Source organism: Streptomyces sp. NPDC020996, from assembly GCF_040641355.1.
Taxonomy (GTDB): Bacteria; Actinomycetota; Actinomycetes; order Streptomycetales; family Streptomycetaceae; genus Streptomyces.
In genome coordinates this window covers 1-18,876 of record NZ_JBFADM010000020.1, presented here as the reverse complement: position 1 = coordinate 18,876, position 18,876 = coordinate 1, and the positions used below count along the sequence as shown (strand labels likewise).

Below are 18,876 nucleotides of genomic sequence, written 5' to 3'. Positions count from 1 at the left end.
AAGGCTCGCGCATCATCCTTACGCTTGAGTCCCGGTCGCCGGATCGGGGCTCTTGCGCATCTAACGGACATATGCAAGAGACACAGATCACAGTGATGTGAACGTAACCATCGAGGGGGCTCGAAGGTCTAAGTTGACGATGTCAGAAGGCGTCTTGGGGGGCGCCGACTGGCGTCTGGAGAATGTCTTGGGGGACTTTCTCCGGAGATGCGTTGCCGGGGCACGTACAGCGGGAAGCTTTGAGCGGCCCTCCCGTGCGTGCGCTGTCCCGGCAGATCGCACACCCGAGCGGCACGGCGACTTTTGCTCGTTCTGCTCAACTGCTCGATCTGCACAACAGCGATTCAGGCGCTGTCCTCACAGACGCCCGGCCGGATCCCGTGGGGGGAATCCGCACCGGGACATGGGAAGGCGCCCTGGTCGTCGGCCCGTGGGGGGACCGGCGCCAGGGCGCCTTCTGCTTTGTACGGCTCGGCTCGCCTCCGAGTGGGGCGCCTCAGCCGGTGTCGGGGGCCCGACCGCGTTCAGCGCTTTCGCGTCTCCGCGCGCCCGAGCCCTCGACCGCGGGTCAGCGCTCCTCGACCGGCACGAAGTCGCGCTCGACGACGCCCGTGTAGATCTGGCGCGGGCGACCGATGCGGGAGCCCGGCTCCTTGATCATCTCGTGCCACTGGGCGATCCAGCCCGGCAGCCGGCCCAGCGCGAACAGGACCGTGAACATCTCGGTCGGGAAGCCCATCGCGCGGTAGATCAGGCCGGTGTAGAAGTCCACGTTCGGGTAGAGGCTGCGCGAGACGAAGTAGTCGTCGGAGAGCGCGTGCTCCTCCAGCTTCAGCGCGATGTCCAGCAGCTCGTCGGACTTGCCGAGGGCGGACAGCACGTCGTGCGCGGCGGCCTTGATGATCTTGGCGCGCGGGTCGAAGTTCTTGTAGACCCGGTGGCCGAAGCCCATCAGCCGGACGCCGTCCTCCTTGTTCTTCACCTTGCGGATGAAGGAGTCGACGTCGCCGCCGGCGTCCCGGATGCCCTCCAGCATCTCCAGGACGGACTGGTTGGCGCCGCCGTGCAGCGGGCCCCACAGCGCGTTGATGCCGGCCGAGATCGACGCGAACATGTTGGCCTGCGACGAACCCACCAGGCGGACCGTGGAGGTCGAACAGTTCTGCTCGTGGTCCGCGTGCAGGATCAGCAGCTTGTCGAGCGCGGAGACCACGGTCGGGTCGAGGTCGTACTCCTGCGCGGGCACGGAGAAGGTCATCCGCAGGAAGTTCTCGACGTAGCCGAGGTCGTTGCGCGGGTAGACGAACGGGTGGCCGATCGACTTCTTGTACGCGTACGCCGCGATCGTCGGAAGCTTCGCGAGCAGGCGGATCGTCGAGAGGTTGCGCTGCTTCTCGTCGAACGGGTTGTGGCTGTCCTGGTAGAACGTGGACAGCGCCGAGACCACCGACGACAGCATGGCCATCGGGTGGGCGTCGCGCGGGAAGCCCCGGTAGAAGTTCTTGACGTCCTCGTGCAGCAGGGTGTGCTGCGTGATCTCGTTCTTGAAGGACGACAGCTCGTCGACGGTCGGGAGCTCGCCGTTGATGAGCAGGTAGGCGACCTCCAGGAAGGTGGAGCGCTCGGCCAGCTGCTCGATCGGGTAGCCGCGGTACCGGAGAATGCCCGCCTCGCCGTCGAGGTAGGTGATCGCGGATTTATAGGCGGCCGTGTTGCCGTAGCCGCTGTCCAGGGTCACCAGACCGGTCTGGGCGCGGAGCTTCCCGATGTCGAAGCCCTTGTCGCCGACGGTGCTGTCGATCACCGGGTAGGTGTACTCGCCGTCGCCGTACCGCAGTACTACAGAGTTGTCGCTCACGTCTTCCCTCACCGACGTAGTGCCTCATCTTCGAGGTTGCCCTGACTGTCTCTACCATCCCCCAATTGGCTCAGGAGAGTGCACTCGGGGTCGACCATCGGGCCTATTGACGGCACTCAGTGCCGTCAACTTGCTCATCCTGCCCCCTCTGTTGCTCATCCGGAAGTGCTGTGTGACCTAGGCGACTCATTTGATCGATCATTTTTTACGATGCCTGCCCCGGGAGCCGCCCGCGGGGGCCTACAGGGGCCTGGGGGCGAGCCGGAAGTCGAGCGCCGTGCAGCGGCGTCCCGCGGACACCGTGCGCACCGCCTGACCGATCGCCTTGCGTGAACCGACGAGGACGACCAGCTTCTTGGCCCGGGTGACCGCCGTATACAACAGGTTCCGCTGGAGCATCATCCAGGCGCCGGTGGTCACCGGGATCACCACGGCCGGATACTCGCTGCCCTGGGAGCGGTGGATGGTCACCGCGTACGCGTGCGCCAGTTCGTCCAGCTCGTCGAATTCGTACGGAACCTCCTCGTCCTCGTCCGTCAGCACCGTCAGGCGCTGATCGACCGGGTCCAGCGAGGTGACCACGCCCACGGTGCCGTTGAAGACACCGTTCTTGCCCTTGTCGTAATTGTTGCGAATCTGGGTCACCTTGTCGCCGACTCGGAAGACCCGGCCGCCGAAACGCTTCTCGGGCAGATCCGGACGGCCCGGGGTGATGGCCTGCTGGAGCAGCCCGTTGAGCGTGCCGGCACCGGCCGGCCCGCGGTGCATCGGCGCGAGCACCTGGACGTCCCGGCGCGGGTCGAGGCCGAACCTGGCCGGGATCCGCCGGGCCGCCACGTCCACCGTGAGCCGTCCGGCCGCCTCGGTGTCGTCCTCGACGAAGAGGAAGAAGTCCTTCATGCCGTCCGTGACCGGGTGCTGCCCGGCGTTGATCCGGTGCGCGTTGGTGACCACGCCGGACTGCTGGGCCTGGCGGAACACGCGCGTGAGGCGGACCGCCGGGACGGGACTGCCCTCGGCGAGCAGATCGCGCAGCACCTCGCCGGCGCCCACGCTGGGCAGCTGGTCGACGTCCCCGACGAACAGCAGGTGGGCGCCGGGCGGGACCGCCTTGACCAGCTTGTTCGCCAGCAGCAGGTCCAACATCGAGGCCTCGTCGACCACGACCAGGTCGGCCTCCAGCGGCCGGTCCCGGTCGTAGGCAGCGTCGCCGCCCGGCTTCAGCTCCAGCAGGCGGTGGACGGTGGAGGCCTCCGCGCCGGTGAGCTCGGCCAGGCGCTTGGCGGCCCGGCCGGTGGGGGCGGCCAGCACGACCCGGGCCTTCTTGGCGCGGGCCAGCTCCACGATCGAGCGGACCGTGAAGGACTTGCCGCAGCCGGGCCCGCCGGTGAGCACGGCGACCTTCTCGGTCAGCGCCAGCTTGACGGCGGCCTCCTGCTCGGGGGCGAGGTCCGCCCCGGTGCGGCCCCTCAGCCAGCCCAGCGCCTTGTCCCAGGCCACCTCGCGGAAGCCCGGCATCCGGTCCTCGTCGGTGCGCAGCAGCCGCAACAGCTGCGCGGAGAGGGAGAGTTCGGCACGATGGAAGGGGACCAGGTAGATGGCGGTGACGGGATCGCCGCCGTCCGGTCCGGGCACCTTCTCACGTACGACGCCGGGGTCCTCGCCCTCCTCCGGGGGCGCCGCCAGCTCGGCGAGGCACTCGATGACCAGGCCGGTGTCGACCTGCAGCAGCTTCACCGCGTCCGCGATCAGCCGCTCCTCGGGCAGGTAGCAGTTGCCCTGGTCGGTGGCCTGCGACAGCGCGTACTGCAGGCCGGCCTTGACGCGCTCCGGGCTGTCGTGCGGGATGCCGACGGACTGGGCGATCTTGTCGGCGGTAAGGAAGCCGATGCCCCAGACGTCGGCCGCCAGCCGGTAGGGCTGGTTCTTCACGACGGAGATGGAGGCGTCCCCGTACTTCTTGTAGATGCGCACCGCGATGGACGTCGAGACCTCGACCGTCTGGAGGAAGAGCATGACCTCCTTGATGGCCTTCTGTTCCTCCCAGGCGTCGGCGATCTTCTTGGTGCGCTTGGGGCCGAGTCCGGGCACCTCGATCAGGCGCTTCGGCTCCTCCTCGATGATCCTCAGGGTGTCGGTGCCGAAGTGCTGGGTGATGCGGTCGGCGAAGACCGGCCCGATGCCCTTGACCAGGCCGGAGCCCAGGTAGCGGCGGATGCCCTGGACGGTGGCCGGCAGCACCGTCGTGTAGTTCTCGACCGTGAACTGCTTGCCGTACTGGGGGTGAGAGCCCCAGCGGCCCTCCATCCGCAACGACTCGCCGACCTGGGCGCCCAGCAGCGCGCCGACGACCGTCAGCAGGTCGCCCGCGCCGCGGCCGGTGTCGACCCGGGCCACCGTGTAGCCGTTCTCCTCGTTGGCGTACGTGATGCGCTCGAGCACGCCCTCGAGCACGGCCGTGCGCCGCTCCCCCGGATGGGAGGGACTCCCCGCCTGATTGGACATGATCCGACGCTACCCCCGGGCTCTGACATCACGATCCGGTCTCGGGCCCCTGCGTCCCGCGGTGCGCCCCCGGGGTGCCGGTGAAGGTGGTCCCGGACGACGAGGACGGCGGGACGAGGACCACGCGACGAGCACCGCGCGACGAGGACCACACGGGACGAGGACGACGGGACGGGGACCCTGATGTACGACTACGACCTGCTGGTCGTGGGGTCGGCCAACGCCGACCTGGTGATCGAGGTCGAGCGCCGGCCGGGAGCCGGGGAGACCGTGCTCGGCTCCGACCTGGCCGTGCACCCGGGCGGCAAGGGCGCGAACCAGGCGGTCGCGGCGGCCCGGCTCGGAGCCCGTACGGTCCTGCTGGCCCGGGTCGGCGACGACGCCCACGGCCGGCTGCTGCTGGACTCGCAGCGGGCGGCCGGGGTGGACACGGTGGGCGTGCTGGTGGGCGGGGCGCCGACCGGGGTCGCGCTGATCACGGTGGACCCGTCGGGGGACAACAGCATCGTGGTCTCGCCGGGCGCGAACGGCCGGCTGACCCCCGAGGACGTCCGGACGGCCGCGAGCCTCTTCCAGGCCGCGCGGGTGGTCTCCGCCCAGTTGGAGATCCCGCTGGAGACGGTCGTGGAGGTGGTCCGCAACCTGACGCCGGACAGCCGTTTCGTGCTGAACCCGTCCCCGCCGCGGCCGCTGCCGGGCGAGGTGCTGGCGGCCTGCGACCCGCTGATCGTCAACGAGCACGAGGCCAGGGTGATCCTGGGCGACGCGTGCGTGAGCGACCGGCCGGAGGACTGGGCGCGGCTGCTGCTCGCCAAGGGCCCGCGTTCGGTGGTGGTGACGCTGGGCGCGCGGGGCGCCCTGGTGGCGTCCTCGGCGGGCGTCGGCCGGGTCCCGCCCGTGCGGGTCGACGCGGTGGACACGACGGGCGCGGGCGACGCGTTCACGGCGGCGCTGGCCTACCGCCTGGGCACCGGCGCGCCCCTGCCGGAGGCGGCGGAGTACGCGGCCCGGGTGGGAGCGGTGGCGGTCACCCGGCGCGGCGCGCAGGAGTCGTTCCCGACGGCGACGGAGGTCGAGGAGCTGTGAGACGCGCCGCTGAGCTGCGGTGCCGTGGTGCCCGGACATGCTTCGAGGGGGCCCGGCCCGTCGGCCGAACCCCCTCGGTTCTCCCCTCCCGTTCAGAACCCCCGCGATCCCCCCGGATCCCCACCCAGAAGCCCTGATGCCACGTACGACCCGCCAGGCGGGGGGAGGGTTGTACGGGGGCGCGGAATTTTTTCCGGGCCCGGCGGGCGCCTGTCCCCTCTGTCGGCGGAGCGGTGCGGTGATCACGTCGCGGAGATGTCCGGATCCTGCCACACCACGATCAACTGCGTTGCGTGTGCAACCTGTTGTGATGCAACATGCGCGAACGCGCTGTGATTCTTTGATGATTACGTGATGCACGGGGGTGGGCACGTGAAGTTCGACATGGGGTCGACGACCCTGTCGGAGCTCGGCAGGAGCACGGTCGGTTCCAGTGACGACCTGGGCACGTTGATCCGGTGGCTGATCCAGGCGGCGGAGCCGTTGGAGGGCAAGTTCAACGGATCCGGCAAGGTCGCCTTCGACTCGTTCAAGGCCAGGGCGGACGAGATCACCAACGCCCTGAACAGCTCGCTCGGCGCGATCCTCGGCGGTCAGAGCGGCATGGACACCGCCTTCGGTACCGGTGACGTCGAGACCCGGGACAACGCGACCAAGAACATGGGCGCGGCCAACTTCGACGCCGCCCGCTTCGGCGGCCGGTAGACACGGCCGACAGGGAACAGGGGGATTGTGACGATGGGTCAGAGCCAGGACCGCCGCTCGTACGACACCGGCGCCTCCAGCGAGGTGCAGGGCAGCCTGCAGGGCATCATCGGCCAGCTGGAGCGGGTGCTGTCCGACCGTGACCGTGCGGTGAAGGCCGCGATGGCCGACTTCCAGGCCGACGGCGTCTCGGACGAGTACCACGGCAAGGAGGTCCGCTGGAACCACGCCGCGACCGAGGTGCGCAACATCATCCACCTCGTCCGCACCACGCTCGAGGAGAACGACGGGACCGCGCAGTCGACGATGGCGAAGGCGCGGGCGGCGGTCGACAACATCGGTTGACGCGGATGTGTCATGACGGATGTGTCATGGCGACGGCGACGGCAAGTGCCTGAACTTCACGGGGGATCCACATGACGGGGTGGGACATCTCGCCCTCGGGCGTGCAGCACGTCCTGAACGAGACGGGGAAGGCCGCCGAGGGGCTCTCGAACACCGGCAAGGCGCTCGGTGAGACCCTGCCGAGCGCGGCGAAGTCCGCCGGCACGATCCAGCAGGGCGGTGTCGAGAAGAGCGGGGTGCAGGGGCCGGTCGCGGCGGCGCTGGGTGAGTTCTTCGAGGCGTACCAGAAGGACCTGACGTACGTGGCGGTGCGCACGTCGAACTCCCTGAGCGGTGCGGCCACCGCCACCAGCGAATACGTCAAGGGCGATCTGGAGATGGCCGCGAAGGCGCAGGCGAACGCGCTGAAGGAGCCCAAGATCGATCTGCCCGGGGCCGAGGGACCGCAGGGGGGTCAGTGAGCGCCGACCTCATCGATCCGCAGAACATCCCGCAGTTCACCGGCGACCTGGAGCAGCTGAGCACCGACGCCCTGCTGCTGACCGCGGAGGCGTCCGCCTTCCGGTTCGCCGGGGCGGACGTGCACGCCAAGTTCCAGGGCCTGTCCGCGTGTTATTCGGCCCCGGAGGCGGAGCAGCTCTTCGCGACGACCGCTCCGGTCGCGGCCAAGGCCGACAGGTTCGCCGACGACCTGGAGAAGGTGGGCGCGGCGCTGAGCGCCTACGAGGCGGAGATCCAGCCGCTGGTGGCAAGGCTCAGGAGCCTGAAGGCGCGGGCCGAGACCTTCCGGGCGGACATCGCGGGCGACGACCACTGGCGTGAGGACGACGACAACGTCCAGCTCAACAACGACCTCGTGCACGACGTCAACGCCGCGACCGCGGCCTTCTGGCAGGCCGAGATCACCTGCCACAACAAGATCACGGCACTGGTGCACGGCTCGACGCTGATCGTGGAGGACGGCGCACAGAAACGTCTCCTCAAGCGGGGCACGTCCACCTACGGCTTCACCGAGGATCTCCTCGACTCCTCCGACGAACTGCCCTGGGGCAGGACGGTCGAGAAGGAGCGGCACGGCCTGGACTGGCTGGGCCACCAGGTCGTGGAGTTCGGCAAGGGCTTCTTCGTCGACGGCGTGTGGGGCACGATCCGCGGGCTCGGCACGCTGGTCGGCTTCGACGGCCTGGACGCGATGGGCGAGGCCTGGAAGGGGCTCGGCAAGCTCGTGACCGGCCTCGGGATCACGCTCTCGCCGCTCGGGACGGCGTACTGGCTGCTGCCCGACGACAAACTGCCCGCCTACCTGCGCGACTCCCGCCGGACGGTGACCGAGGCCGGCAAGGCGCTGATCGCCTACGACGAGTGGGGCAGGAACCCGGCGCGGGCCGGCGGTGCGGTCACCTTCAACGTGCTGACGACCGTCTTCACCGGCGGCGCGGGCACCGCGGCCAAGGGCGGCGCCGTCGCACGGACGATCGGCGCGCTCGGCAAGGCGAGCCGGCTGGTCGACCCGATGACGTACATCGGCAAGGCGGCGAAGTTCGGCACGGTCAAGGTCGCCGACCTGTTCGGCAGTCTGAAGAACCTGCGGACCGGCGCGTACACCGACGTCCTCTCGGGGGCGGGGAGGGTCCAGCCGGACGGCAGCGTGCTGAAGATCGCCGACGACGTCCCGGTCGTGGTCGGCAACCACATCGAGTGGCCGGACGGAACACGCCTGAACCTGGACGACGGCTCGGTCATCAAACCGGACGGCACGCGGGCGGCGGCCACGGTGGAACTCTCGGCCGCGGACCGGGCGATGCTGGAACACACCCTGCCGCACGGGGAGGCGGTGCCGGTGGGCGCGGGCAGCAACGCCGCGGCACATGCCGGGGGCGAGGCCGCAGCACGCCCGCTCGGCGACGGCACCACAGGGCACGGCGGCGGACACGCCGCCACGCATGCCGGCGAGCAGGCAGGCCGGCACGACGCCGACGCGTTGCCAGCGCGCGGCGCCGAAGGCCGCAGCTCCGACACCGGCGCCGGGGGCCAGGACGGTCACGGCGGTGCGCAGCACGGCAGAGCAGAAGGTGGTCACGGGGGCGGCAGTACGGACGACCTCGGCCGTACCGGGGACGACGCAACGGGCGCCATACGCTATCCCGACCAGGATGCTCCGGGCCGGCAGACGAGCCCGGAGCGGCCAGCCTTTATGCAGGAAGGCCCGAACCCCTACGGACCCCGGGGAAGACTCACTCCTGCGCAGATCAAGGAGATACAGGTCTACCGCGCCAATAATGAGCCCGGATACTTCGCGAAATACTACATGGCCGACGGCCGGCGACTGAACACGAAGATCACGGATGAGAGCGGCTTCGCGCCGGTTCAGCTGGATGTAGACCCAGTGACGCGCGTGAAGACAGCAGCCTCGGACGCCCCACCGCCCATTCCGGAGAAGTACGTCCATGGTGCCGAAGTAAATCGGGCGCGGAATCAGGTACTGAGTGACGACACACTTCGCACCTTGGATGATGCGGCAGGCCGCCGACGGAGTTCCATCGACTATTCAGCGAGTGCCGACCGTCACAGGGGGCTGCTCGCAGGAACGGCGGACGACCTGACTCTGCGAGAGGTCGGAAATGAGTACAAATCCGCGATGACTGAACGCACCAAAGCCGCTGAAGCCTTTGGCGAGGCGGTAGCGGAGCATCAGGCAATCCCGGAGTTGTACCCGAACTCCACCAAAGAGACACTGTACGGACCGGCCAACGGCAACGATCAGTTCGACCAGGTTTGGCGCCGCGCCGACGGCGGGTTTGCCGTAGTCGAAGCAAAGTCCAACGTTACCACGGACCTCGGCTCCCGCCGAATACCTCCGGAGGATGGCGGCGGGAGAGCCATGCAAGGGACCCGTGAATACTTTCTGGACATCCTCCGGGAAATGCGACTCCGGGGCCGCGAGCACCCCAGCGAGGATATTCTGGCGGATGAACTCGAACAGGCCCTTGCTGAAGGCAAGGTCGACTACATACTCGTCAAGGGCAAGGTCGACGGCGCCAAGTACGCTGGCTACGAAATGCACAAGTTCGACATCGGGTAACGGGAGCATTCAGTGACGGTGAGGGTGGCTCGGCATGGCAGCCCGGGACCTGACGACCAGGCGTACGCGCAGAGGCTGGGCGAGAGCCTTGCCCGGTCCGTCGCGTCTCTTGAGCAGTCGCCGCGCATGTTCGACCTCGCGTTGAGCAAGGCGATGACTCATGTGCAGGCACGCCTGGCGGTCAATCCCGACGCGTCGGCGTTGGCCACCTGGGAGGCCGTCGTCACAGCCATGCAGGTGAGTACCGCGATGTTCGCAGTCGCCGGCCGGACCGATGGGGTCGTGGAGTGCCGGATCAGTGACCACGTGCGAGCGATTCCGGCGACCGGTCCACAGCCCTACGTCAAGGCGGGCAACTGGCTCACGGCCTTCTGGCTCTCCGTCGTATGCCGTGAGCAGGACCGGATGACCCAGTTGTGCGATGTCTCGATCGATACGCTGCGCGCATCGGGAACCGAATACGACGAGTACGTCTACCACTGGATCGACGCTCTCCAGTCTTACTGGCTGGAGCGCCCGGGATTGGGCGAAAAGTTGGTCACTGCAATTCAGGCGTCCGCCCCGGAAAACGCTCGAATCGCCGACCGGGACCTCCTGGACAAGATTCTTTACCAGCCGATCAGCCTCTTCCACCAGTTCCTGCGGAAGGACCGCGCCGGGTTCAATCAGGCTCTGGTCGAAGCGCTGCAACTCCACAAGGCGTTCTGGACTGCGACGCAGGACCGGGAGCGAACCGTCGAAGGCTACCTCGCACTGGGGCCGCTCGCCGTTGCCTGCCTCGCCTACGACGCCGGCCTCCCGATCGAGGTGGAATCCGACTATCTCCCCAGTGAGTTGCTGAATCGGGCCTGGCTCGGGGAGTTCCCCACGTGACGGCCCAGGACTACGACAGTCAGCTGCTGGAGTCGGTGTCGGTGCGGCGGCGGCGTCTTCGGGATGCTCTGCTCTTCGGTGCCCAGCGGCAACGGCGCTCCGTCGATGAGCGGGTGGGAAAGGTGTTCGCCGGAGTGGTGATCGCGGCCGTGTTGTGCGCCGGGTGTGTGGGGTGGTCGTTCGTGTCGCACCGGGTGGTCGGGAAGAGCCCGTACGGCGGGTCCGTGCAGTCGTCCGTGCCCTCGGGCAGCCCTTCCGGCCGGTGATAGGTTCGAACACGTGATGTCTGCGGGGGCGTTGAGTCATACGGCGGCCGGTGGGACCGCGGTCGTCCTCAGCCGCGTCACCCTGGTCGGTGAGCGGCGTCGTATCGATCTGGTGTTGCCGGCGCGGGAGCCGGTCGGGCTGCTGCTGCCCGAGATTCTGCGGCTGCTGGACGACCGGGTGGGTGAGCGTCCCGAGCCACGGCATCTCGTGACCACGGACGGCTCCGCGCTCGACCACGACAGCACCCTGGAGTCCGCGGGCGTCCGCGACGGCGCCGTGCTGCGGCTCGTGCGCGCCGAGGACGCGCCCTCGGCGCCCGTCGTGCACGACGTGAGCGACGAGGTCGCCGAGGACCTGGGCGGCCGGGCGTGGCGGTGGGGACCGCGGGCGCGGCGGGTCACCGCGGGGCTCGCCACCGTGGGGTGGGCCGGCGTCGCCGCCCTGTTCGCGCGGAACGCCTACCCGCCCGGCGCCGTCGCCGGTGGGTTGCTCGTCCCGGCCGCGGTCGCCGCACTCGCCGGGGCCCTGCTCGGGCGGGCCGGGCGGCGCGGGATCGCCGCCACCCTCGTCTGCGCCGCCGGAGTGCTGGGCGTACTCGGTGCGTTCGGTCTCGCCGACGCTCAGGGCTGGCCGGGCACGCTGCGGGTCGCGGGCGTGTCCGCGGTGGTGGCGGCGGCTCTGGTGCTGCTCGGCCTGTGCACGCCGTTGGGGCGCGGCGCGGTGGTCGGGGCCGGCGCCGTGGCCGTCACCGTGCTCGGCTGGGAGGCCGTCGCCGCCGTGCAGAACGGCGCGGAGACGGCCGGACAGCAGGCCAGGACGGGGGCCGTCCTCGCCGTCGCCTCCGTGGTGGTGCTGGGGCTGCTGCCGCGTCTCGCCCTCATGGCGTCCGGGCTCTCGGGACTCGACGACCGGCGGTCGGGCGGGGTGTCGGTGAGCCGGCACCAGGTCTCCGCGGCCCTGGCGGCAGCCCATCGCGGGCTGGTGCTCGCCACGGTGGTCCTGACCGTGTCGGCGACGGTCGCGGGCGTGTGGGCGTTGCGCGCGCCCTCGGTGTGGACGGTGCTGCTCGCCGTCGTCACGGCCGTGGTGCTGGCCCTCCGGGCCCGGGCGTTTCCCCTGGTCGGCGAGGTGGTGGTGCTGCTCGCGGGCAGCGCCGTGGTGGCCGTACGGCTGGTGTCGGTGTGGTCGGAGCGGTCCGGCACGGCGGGGGCGCCGCTGATCGTGCTCGCGGCGCTGGCCGTGCTGCCGTTGGCCGTCCTCGCCGTCCAGCCGTCCGAACACGTGCGGGTGCGGCTGCGGCGGGCGGGCGACCTGCTCGAGTCCGTCGGCGTCATCGCGCTGCTCCCGCTGCTCATCGGGGTCTTCGGCGTGTACGGGCGTCTGCTCGGCACCTTCGCTTGAGGGAGCGGGACGGCATGGCGCAGCGGGACGGCATGGCGCAGGGGGAGCAGCGGCCGGGACGCGAGGGCCGGGGCGGAGGCGAGCGCGAAGGCGGAGGCGGAGGCGGCAGCGGCGACTGGCAGCGTGATGTGTTGCGGGAGTTGGGGCAGCGCGCGGCTCCGGCACGCAGCGCCGGCGAGCCGACCCTGCGCCTGGTCCACTCGGCCCGGCCCGAACCCCGGCAGCCGGAACCCGAACCCACCCCGCCCACCGGGCATCGCCGGCCGGAACCGCACCCCACCCCGCCCGTCGAACGCCGGCAGCCGGACCCCGGGGCCGCTCCGCCCGCCGATCCCCGCACCCCCGCGCCCGTCCCCCCGGCCGGCCCCCGGCGCCCCTCCCCCGCGCCGGAGTCGGCTTCCGCCGTCCCCGCGCCGGAGTCCGTCCCCACGGTCGACCCCCGCCTCGCCATAGCCCTCGGCCGCCCCCGGCACGGCGACTCGCTCGGCCGCCGCACCGGCCGTTCGCTGCGCGGGCTGGCCTCCTCCGTCTCTCAGGACGTGGCCGAACAGACCCGTCTTGCCGAGGAGTTGCAGCAGCCGGTCACCACCGGGCGGATCATCGCCGTCACCTCCATCCGCGGGGGTGTCGGAAAGTCCACGGTCGCCGCGCTGCTCGGCCGGGCCTTCAACCACTACCGTCACGATCCGGTCCTCACCCTGGAGGCCGACGCCGCGCTCGGCACGCTCGCGGTGCGGATGGGCGCGGAGTCGGTGCGGTGGTCGTGCGTCGACCTGGCGCGGATCCTGACCCCCGCCATGCAGTTGACCGACGTCACCGGCTACCTGGTGCCCGTGTCCGACGGCGGCTGGCTGCTGCCCGCGAGCCAGGGCCGGGTGGGCGCCCCCTTGGACGTGCCGACGTACCGCAGGGTGACCCTCGCGCTGCGGCGGTACTTCGCGGTGACGGTGGTCGACTGCGAGACGCTGCCCGGCGAGGTGGCCCGCACCGCGATGGACACCGCCCACGCCAGGGTGATCGTCGCGCCCACGACCGCGGAGGGCGTCGGCGGCACCCGTCAGGTACTGGACTGGCTGGCCGGGCTGCCGCACTCCGCCCTGGCGACCACGGTGGTCGCCCTCACCGCGAACACGCCCGACACGCGGCTGGACGTGAAGACGGCCACCGCGCACCTGAAGGAGACCGGCGCCACCGTCGTCGTCCTGCCGTACGACCGCCACCTCGCCGGCGGCGGACCCATCCGTACGGATCTGCTCGGCCGTACCACCCGGGACGCGGCGCTCGGACTGGCGGCCGAGGCGATGCGCCGGGCGGTGAGGGTCCGGTGACACCGCGCCCGCCCGCCCGTCCTGCCCGCCGACGTCGAAAGCCCGGCCCGTGACCCTGCGCCTCGTCCACCGTCCCGCCCGCAGCACCCGTCCGCTGCCGCCCGCACCGCGGCGCGCCGTGGAACCGCCGCCCAACCTGCCCGAGGGCAAGCTCGGCAACGCGGCGACGGCGCTGCTCCCCATGGCCGGCGTCATGGGGTCGGTGATCATGATGACGGTCGTCCGCAACAGCCAGTTCGCGGTGCTCGGCGCGGTCGTCCTGGTCTTCGCGCTGCTCGGTGCGGTGGCGCTGTTCCTGTCGCAGCGCGGCAAGGCGCAGCGCACCCGGCGGGTGCAGCGGGAGCGGTACCTGGAGTATCTGGAGGAGCTGCGGGAGGAGCTGGGCGCGGCGGAACGGGAGAGACGACGCGCGGCCCGCGAGGTGAACCCCCCGCCCGAGGCGTTGTACGACGTGGTGCGGGACCCGGCCCGGCTGTGGGAGCGCCGCCGCCGGGACGCGGACTTCCTGCACCCGCGGCTGGGCACGGGCGAGGTACCCGCCCAGGAGGTGACGATCGGCCAGAGCGCAGCGGGCGGGGTGCTGACGCCGCCGGATCCGTTCATGCTCAACGAGGCCCGCGCGCTGCAGAGCCGCTTCGCCGCCGCCCCCGACTTCCCGCTCACCGTTCCCCTGGACCGGGCGGGGAACGTGAGCGTCGTCGGCGACCGGGAAGGCGTCCTGCGGGTGGCGCGCGCCCTGCTCGTGCAGGCAGCGGTGACGCACGCGCCCGACGACCTGGCCGTCGGTCTCGCGGTGCCCGGCGACCGGCTGGCGGAGTGGGAGTGGGCCAAGTGGCTCCCCCACGTCCTCGACGCCCAGGAGTACGACGGTCCCGTCGCCGCCCGGCGCATCGCGCCGAGCCTGCCGCAGCTCGCCCACCGGTTCCGGCACGAGCTGGGACGGCGGGCGGGCTACGCGGCCGAGGTGCGGCGCGGCCTCGCCGACCGGGACGCGCTGCGGGCGACGTCCCGGCTGCTCGTCGTCCACGACTCCTACGGTGAGCCGGCCGCCGAGCTGCCCAGCCCGGACTCGGCAGTCGGCCTGCCGGACCTGGGCGTCACGGTGCTGCACCTGCTGGAGCGGCAGGTGCACGAACCCGATCAGGTGAGCGTGCGCATCAGCGTCGACGGCGACCAGGTGGTCGTGGACGACCTGGTCGGAAGCAGTGCGCAGGGCACCGCCGACGCAGTGACCGCGGCCGGGGCCGAGGGGATCGCCCGCATGCTGGCCCCGCTGCGGCTGTCCGCGGAGTCGGCCGCCGAGGGCACGCCGGTCACCGGACCGGTCGGCTTCCCGGCCCTGCTCGGCGTCGACGACCCAGCCGCCCTCGACCTGGAGCGGCTGTGGGCGCCGCGCGGCGAACGGGACTTCCTGCGCGTGCCGATCGGCGTGACGGACCGTCACGAGCCGGTGCTGCTGGACCTGAAGGAGTCCTCACAGCTCGGCATGGGACCGCACGGGCTGTGCGTCGGCGCCACCGGCTCCGGCAAGAGCGAACTGCTGCGCACCCTGGTGCTCGCGCTGACGGCCACCCACTCCCCCGAGGACCTCGCCCTCGTCCTCGTCGACTACAAGGGCGGCGCCACCTTCGCCCCCTTCACCGGACTCCCGCACGTGGCCGGCGTGATCACCAACCTGGAGAACCAGGCCGGCCTCGTCGAACGCGTCCACACCAGCCTGGCCGGCGAGGTCAAGCGCCGCCAGCAGGTGCTCAAGGACGCGGGCAGCGTCGCCGACATCGGCCACTACGCCGCCCTGCGCGCCACCGGGCGCCCCGGCCTGGAGCCCCTCCCCCACCTCTTCGTGGTCATCGACGAGTTCGGCGAACTGATCACCGCGAAACCGGACTTCATCGACCTGTTCCTGTCCATCGGCCGCATCGGACGCTCCATCGGCGTGCATCTGCTGCTGTCCAGCCAGCGCATCGAGGGCGGCAGGCTCAAGGGCCTCGACACCTACCTGTCGTACCGGCTGGGTCTGCGCACCTTCTCCGCCGACGAGTCCCGCACGGTCCTCGACACCACCGACGCCTTCCACCTGCCGCCGCTGCCCGGGTTCGGCTACCTGAAGGTGGACACCTCCACCTACCAGCGGTTCAAGGCCGGTTACGTCTCCGGCGCCCATCACGGCCCCGAGCGGCGCACGGAGGACGGCGACCGGCCGCTCGCCCTGCCCTACCCGGCCTACAGCCCGGAGCGGACGTCCGACGCCGTGGCCGACGAGCCGGTCGCCACCAAGCGCGAGACCGGACCCACCGTCCTGTCCGTCGTGGTCGGACAACTCGCCACGGCGGCACCTCCCGTCCGCCGGATCTGGCTGCCGCCGCTGCCGGACGCCGTCACCCTCGACGCGGCCGCCGGCCCGGTGCGGGTCTCCGAGCGCGGACTGCACCTGGCGGGCGCCGCGGGCGGGATGCGCCCGCCGCTCGGCGTGCTCGACGATCCCGCCCGGCAGTGGCAGGGCGGGTGGCTGCTGGACCTGACGGTGGCGGGCGGGCACGCGGCGGTGATCGGCGGCCCGCAGTCCGGCAAGACGACGCTGCTGCGCACGCTCGTCCTCTCGCTCGCCCTCACCCACACCCCGGACGACGTCGCCGTCTACGGACTCGACCTGGCCGGTGGCGGCCTGTCCGTGCTGGCCGGGCTGCCGCACGTCGGCGGGGTCGCCGGGCGGGCCGACCACGAGCGGGCCGCCCGCACGGTCGCCGAGGTGCGCGCCATGCTGACGCACCGCGAGGCGGTGTTCCGCGAGCACGGGATCGACTCGGTCGACGAACTGCGCCGGCTGCGCGGCCTGGGCCGGCTGCCCGAACTGGGCGCCACCGACGTCGTCCTGGTGATCGACGGCTTCGGCGCGCTGCGGGACGAGTTCGCCGACCTCGACGACGCGGTGGCCGACCTGCTCAAACGCGGCGGCGGCTACGGCATCCACGTCGTGGCCGGCATGCTGCGCTGGAACGACGTCCGCATCGCCACCCAGTCGATGTTCGGCACCCGCCTCGAACTGCGGCTGAACGACCCCGCGGACTCCTCCGTCGACCGGAAGCTGTCCGAGACCCTCTCCCCCGACACCCCCGGCCGGGTGCTGACCGACGGCAAGCTCTTCGCCCAGGTGGCGCTGCCCCGCGTCGACGGCCGTGCCACGACGGGCGACGTGGCGGCAGCGCTGGAGGACGCCGCGCGTACCGTCCGGGCCACCTGGCACGGCGACGTCGCACGGCCCGTACGGGTGCTGCCGACCCGCCTGCACGCGGACCGGCTGCCCCCGCCGGCCGCCGAACCGGCGCGGATCCCCCTCGGTGTCGACCAGGAGACCCTCGCGCCGGTCCCGCTCGACCTGTTCGGCGCCGACCAGCACCTGCTGATCCTCGGCGACAACGAGTGCGGCAAGACGAACCTGCTGAAGCTCGTCGCCACCCAGCTCGTCGCGCGGTACTCCGACGAGGAGCTCGTCTTCGGCGTCTTCGACCCGCGCCGCGGCCTGCGCGGCGTGGTTCCCGAGCCGTACCGGGGCGGCTACGCGCACAACGCCAAGCTGGCGAACGCCCTGGCCACGGGCATCGCCACCGAGCTGGAGAAGCGCCTGCCGGAGACGGCCGACCCGGACGCACCCGACACCGGGCCCTCCTTCAGCGGACCGCGCATCGTCATCCTGGTCGACGACTACGACATCCTCACCACCGCGGGACAGCAGCCGCTGGCGCCGTTCCTGCCCTACGTCTCCTCGGCCCAGGACATCGGCCTGCACTTCGTCCTCGCCCGGCGCACGGCCGGTGCCTCCCGCGCGCTGTACGAACCGCTGCTGACCACCTTGCGCGAGACCGGCACGGCCGCTCTCGTCATGACCGGCGACCGTACCGAGGGACAGCTCTTTCCCGGCCTGTACGCCTCCCAGCAGCCGCCGGGGCGCGGCACCCTCGTCCGCCGCGGCCGCTCCCACCTCCTGGTCCAGACGGCCCTCGTCGCGGAGGGAACCAGGTGACCAAGGACGTCATCGCGCTCACCCGGAAGATGCCCGACACCTGGGCCCTGCTGGCCGGGCTCTACGCGGGCGGCCCCGGCGCGGACGTGAGCGCCGGCGCCGACGGCGCGGTCCTGCACCTGCGCGGGCCGGACGGCCGGCCGCTGGTGTCCGTGGAGGCGCCGGTCCTGGTCCAGGTGCCGGGCGAGGCCGAACGCCTGCTCGGGCGGACGACTCCGGTGCCGTTCTGGTGGACCGAGGCCCGGGCCTCGACCGCGGCGCCCGAGGCCGAGCGGCTGGCGGGCTCCGTCTGCGGGCGGCTCGCCCTGCTGCTGGACGGCGGCGTGTGGCCGGCGGAAGCGGCGGACACAAGGGTCGTCGACGTCACGGCCGTCGTCGCGCCGGACGACGGTCAGCCCGTCGTGGACGTGCTGACGGACAGCACGGCGGTCGTGCTGGCCGACCGGCCCGTGCTCGCCCTGACACCGTGGCTGTCGGAGGTCTTCCGGACGGCGGCGGCCTCGGGACGCGCCCTGCAGATCGTCACCCCGCCGCATGTCCGCCTCACCGCCGCCGCCCGTGCGACGCTGCTGCAGGTGCCCAACCGCTGGGTCGTCCAGGATCCGGCGCAGGGCTACTACGACGGCCTGTCCGGGGCGGTACTGCGCTGGCGGGACGGCACGTTCGCGCCCGTGGTCACCGCCGACGGCGCGGCCGTGGTCGCGGAGGCGTTCGCCAGGGCGGAACCGGCCGCGGAACGGCAGCTCGTGGTGGCGTTCCGCACCCTGCGGCCGGCCGCCGCCGACTTGGTGCTGGGCCGGGCGCTGGAGACGGCCTGGCGCACGCTGACCGGGGCCGCACCGGGTGGCTGGGGCACCGCCGAACCCGTCAATCTGCCCTGGTCCCCGCGTCAGTTGACCGATCTGGCGCGCGACCGGGCGCCCGCACCCACCCATCTGCTCGCCGTCGGACACCCCGGCCGCCCGGCGACGGCCTCGCTGCGGATCTCGCGCACGGAGGGCGGGGTCGAGGAGGACGTCACCCTGACCGTCGGCTACGGAGCGGACGAGGCCCCGCCCACGGACCGGATCGAGTCGCTGGCCGGGGCCCTGGCCGCGGACCACGGTCTGGCGACGATGCTCACATCGCTGCGCCGGGCCCCCCGCGACCTGACCGCGCCCCCTCGGTTCCAGGCGCCGCCCACCCCGTTGGCCTTCACCCTCGGGGCGCGTGACGTGCGCGGCATCGGTCTCACCCATGCCCGCCGCCCGCCGGTCGCCGGGCGGCCGGTGCAGCTCGGCCCCGCCTCCGCCCCGGCCCTGCACTACCCGCTCGGGGCCGGTGGGATCGCCGAGGACGACCTCGGCCACGACGATGCGGTGGTCGCCCGCGGGCACCCGTGCGACGACCCGGCACACCAGCCAGG

The 18,876-nt window shown here is 71.7% G+C and carries 13 protein-coding genes; 11 read left to right on the top strand and 2 right to left on the bottom strand.

All coding sequences use genetic code 11. The features are described from left to right. Positions 1–568 precede the first annotated feature (568 nt). Together AB0G63_RS16610 and AB0G63_RS16605 are read right to left on the bottom strand one after the other, a co-directional pair. Positions 569–1,858 carry a citrate synthase gene (locus tag AB0G63_RS16610; protein WP_351884897.1) on the bottom strand — a complete coding sequence of 430 codons (1,290 nt, stop codon included), beginning with the start codon at positions 1,856–1,858 and terminating at the stop codon, positions 569–571. A 240-nt stretch (positions 1,859–2,098) separates the two neighbouring features. Then, positions 2,099–4,363: an ATP-dependent RecD-like DNA helicase gene (locus AB0G63_RS16605; protein WP_360750441.1), complete on the bottom strand. Its 2,265-nt coding sequence runs from the start codon at positions 4,361–4,363 to the stop codon at positions 2,099–2,101. A 183-nt stretch (positions 4,364–4,546) separates the two neighbouring features. Here AB0G63_RS16605 and AB0G63_RS16600 point away from each other — a divergent pair, with 183 nt between their 5' ends. The 11 genes from AB0G63_RS16600 to AB0G63_RS16550 form a co-directional block, all read left to right on the top strand. Then, positions 4,547–5,449, top strand: a complete 903-nt coding sequence (locus AB0G63_RS16600) for a ribokinase (protein WP_360750439.1) — start codon at positions 4,547–4,549, stop codon at positions 5,447–5,449. Positions 5,450–5,821: 372 nt separating this feature from the next. Further along, positions 5,822–6,154 carry a hypothetical protein gene (locus AB0G63_RS16595; protein WP_324783972.1) on the top strand — a complete coding sequence of 111 codons (333 nt, stop codon included), beginning with the start codon at positions 5,822–5,824 and terminating at the stop codon, positions 6,152–6,154. A 33-nt stretch (positions 6,155–6,187) separates the two neighbouring features. Continuing rightward, positions 6,188–6,499: a pore-forming ESAT-6 family protein gene (locus tag AB0G63_RS16590; RefSeq protein ID WP_324783973.1), complete on the top strand. Its 312-nt coding sequence runs from the start codon at positions 6,188–6,190 to the stop codon at positions 6,497–6,499. A 71-nt stretch (positions 6,500–6,570) separates the two neighbouring features. Then, the gene (locus AB0G63_RS16585) at positions 6,571–6,960 is read left to right on the top strand and encodes a DUF6507 family protein (RefSeq protein ID WP_360750437.1); all 390 of its coding nucleotides are present in this window, start codon (positions 6,571–6,573) and stop codon (positions 6,958–6,960) included. Continuing rightward, positions 6,957–9,581 carry a hypothetical protein gene (locus AB0G63_RS16580; protein WP_360750435.1) on the top strand — a complete coding sequence of 875 codons (2,625 nt, stop codon included), beginning with the start codon at positions 6,957–6,959 and terminating at the stop codon, positions 9,579–9,581. Before AB0G63_RS16585 ends, AB0G63_RS16580 begins: the two co-directional genes overlap by 4 nt. Positions 9,582–9,707: 126 nt before the next feature. Continuing rightward, a complete protein-coding gene (locus AB0G63_RS16575) occupies positions 9,708–10,454 on the top strand; it encodes an immunity 49 family protein (RefSeq protein ID WP_360750433.1) in 747 nt (248 codons plus the stop codon). Further along, positions 10,451–10,720 carry a hypothetical protein gene (locus AB0G63_RS16570; RefSeq protein WP_360750431.1) on the top strand — a complete coding sequence of 90 codons (270 nt, stop codon included), beginning with the start codon at positions 10,451–10,453 and terminating at the stop codon, positions 10,718–10,720. Before AB0G63_RS16575 ends, AB0G63_RS16570 begins: the two co-directional genes overlap by 4 nt. A 16-nt stretch (positions 10,721–10,736) precedes the next feature. Further along, on the top strand, positions 10,737–12,122 hold the full coding sequence (gene eccD, locus AB0G63_RS16565) for a type VII secretion integral membrane protein EccD (RefSeq protein WP_360750577.1): 1,386 nt from the start codon (positions 10,737–10,739) through the stop codon (positions 12,120–12,122). Positions 12,123–12,136: 14 nt separating this feature from the next. Next, positions 12,137–13,450, top strand: coding sequence for a hypothetical protein (locus AB0G63_RS16560; RefSeq protein ID WP_360750429.1), 1,314 nt, complete (start codon positions 12,137–12,139; stop codon positions 13,448–13,450). A 49-nt stretch (positions 13,451–13,499) separates the two neighbouring features. Next, entirely contained in the window at positions 13,500–17,471 is a 3,972-nt protein-coding gene (gene eccCa, locus AB0G63_RS16555; RefSeq protein WP_360750427.1) for a type VII secretion protein EccCa, read from the top strand. Beyond that, positions 17,468–18,876 (top strand): DUF6177 family protein (locus AB0G63_RS16550; RefSeq protein WP_360750425.1); only part of this gene is annotated, 1,409 nt, incomplete at its 3' end. The genes eccCa and AB0G63_RS16550, both read left to right, overlap by 4 nt.

What these genes read in the sequence shown, in the direction of transcription:
- AB0G63_RS16575 (WP_360750433.1), top strand. Translation starts at nt 9,708, where the DNA reads ATGTTCGACCTCGCGTTGAGCAAGGCGATGACTCATGTGCAGGCACGC.
- AB0G63_RS16590 (WP_324783973.1), top strand. Translation starts at nt 6,188, where the DNA reads ATGGGTCAGAGCCAGGACCGCCGCTCGTACGACACCGGCGCCTCCAGC.
- AB0G63_RS16585 (WP_360750437.1), top strand. Translation starts at nt 6,571, where the DNA reads ATGACGGGGTGGGACATCTCGCCCTCGGGCGTGCAGCACGTCCTGAAC.
- AB0G63_RS16605 (WP_360750441.1), bottom strand. Translation starts at nt 4,363, where the DNA reads ATGTCCAATCAGGCGGGGAGTCCCTCCCATCCGGGGGAGCGGCGCACG.
- eccD (WP_360750577.1), top strand. Translation starts at nt 10,737, where the DNA reads ATGTCTGCGGGGGCGTTGAGTCATACGGCGGCCGGTGGGACCGCGGTC.
- AB0G63_RS16600 (WP_360750439.1), top strand. Translation starts at nt 4,547, where the DNA reads ATGTACGACTACGACCTGCTGGTCGTGGGGTCGGCCAACGCCGACCTG.
- AB0G63_RS16560 (WP_360750429.1), top strand. Translation starts at nt 12,137, where the DNA reads ATGGCGCAGCGGGACGGCATGGCGCAGGGGGAGCAGCGGCCGGGACGC.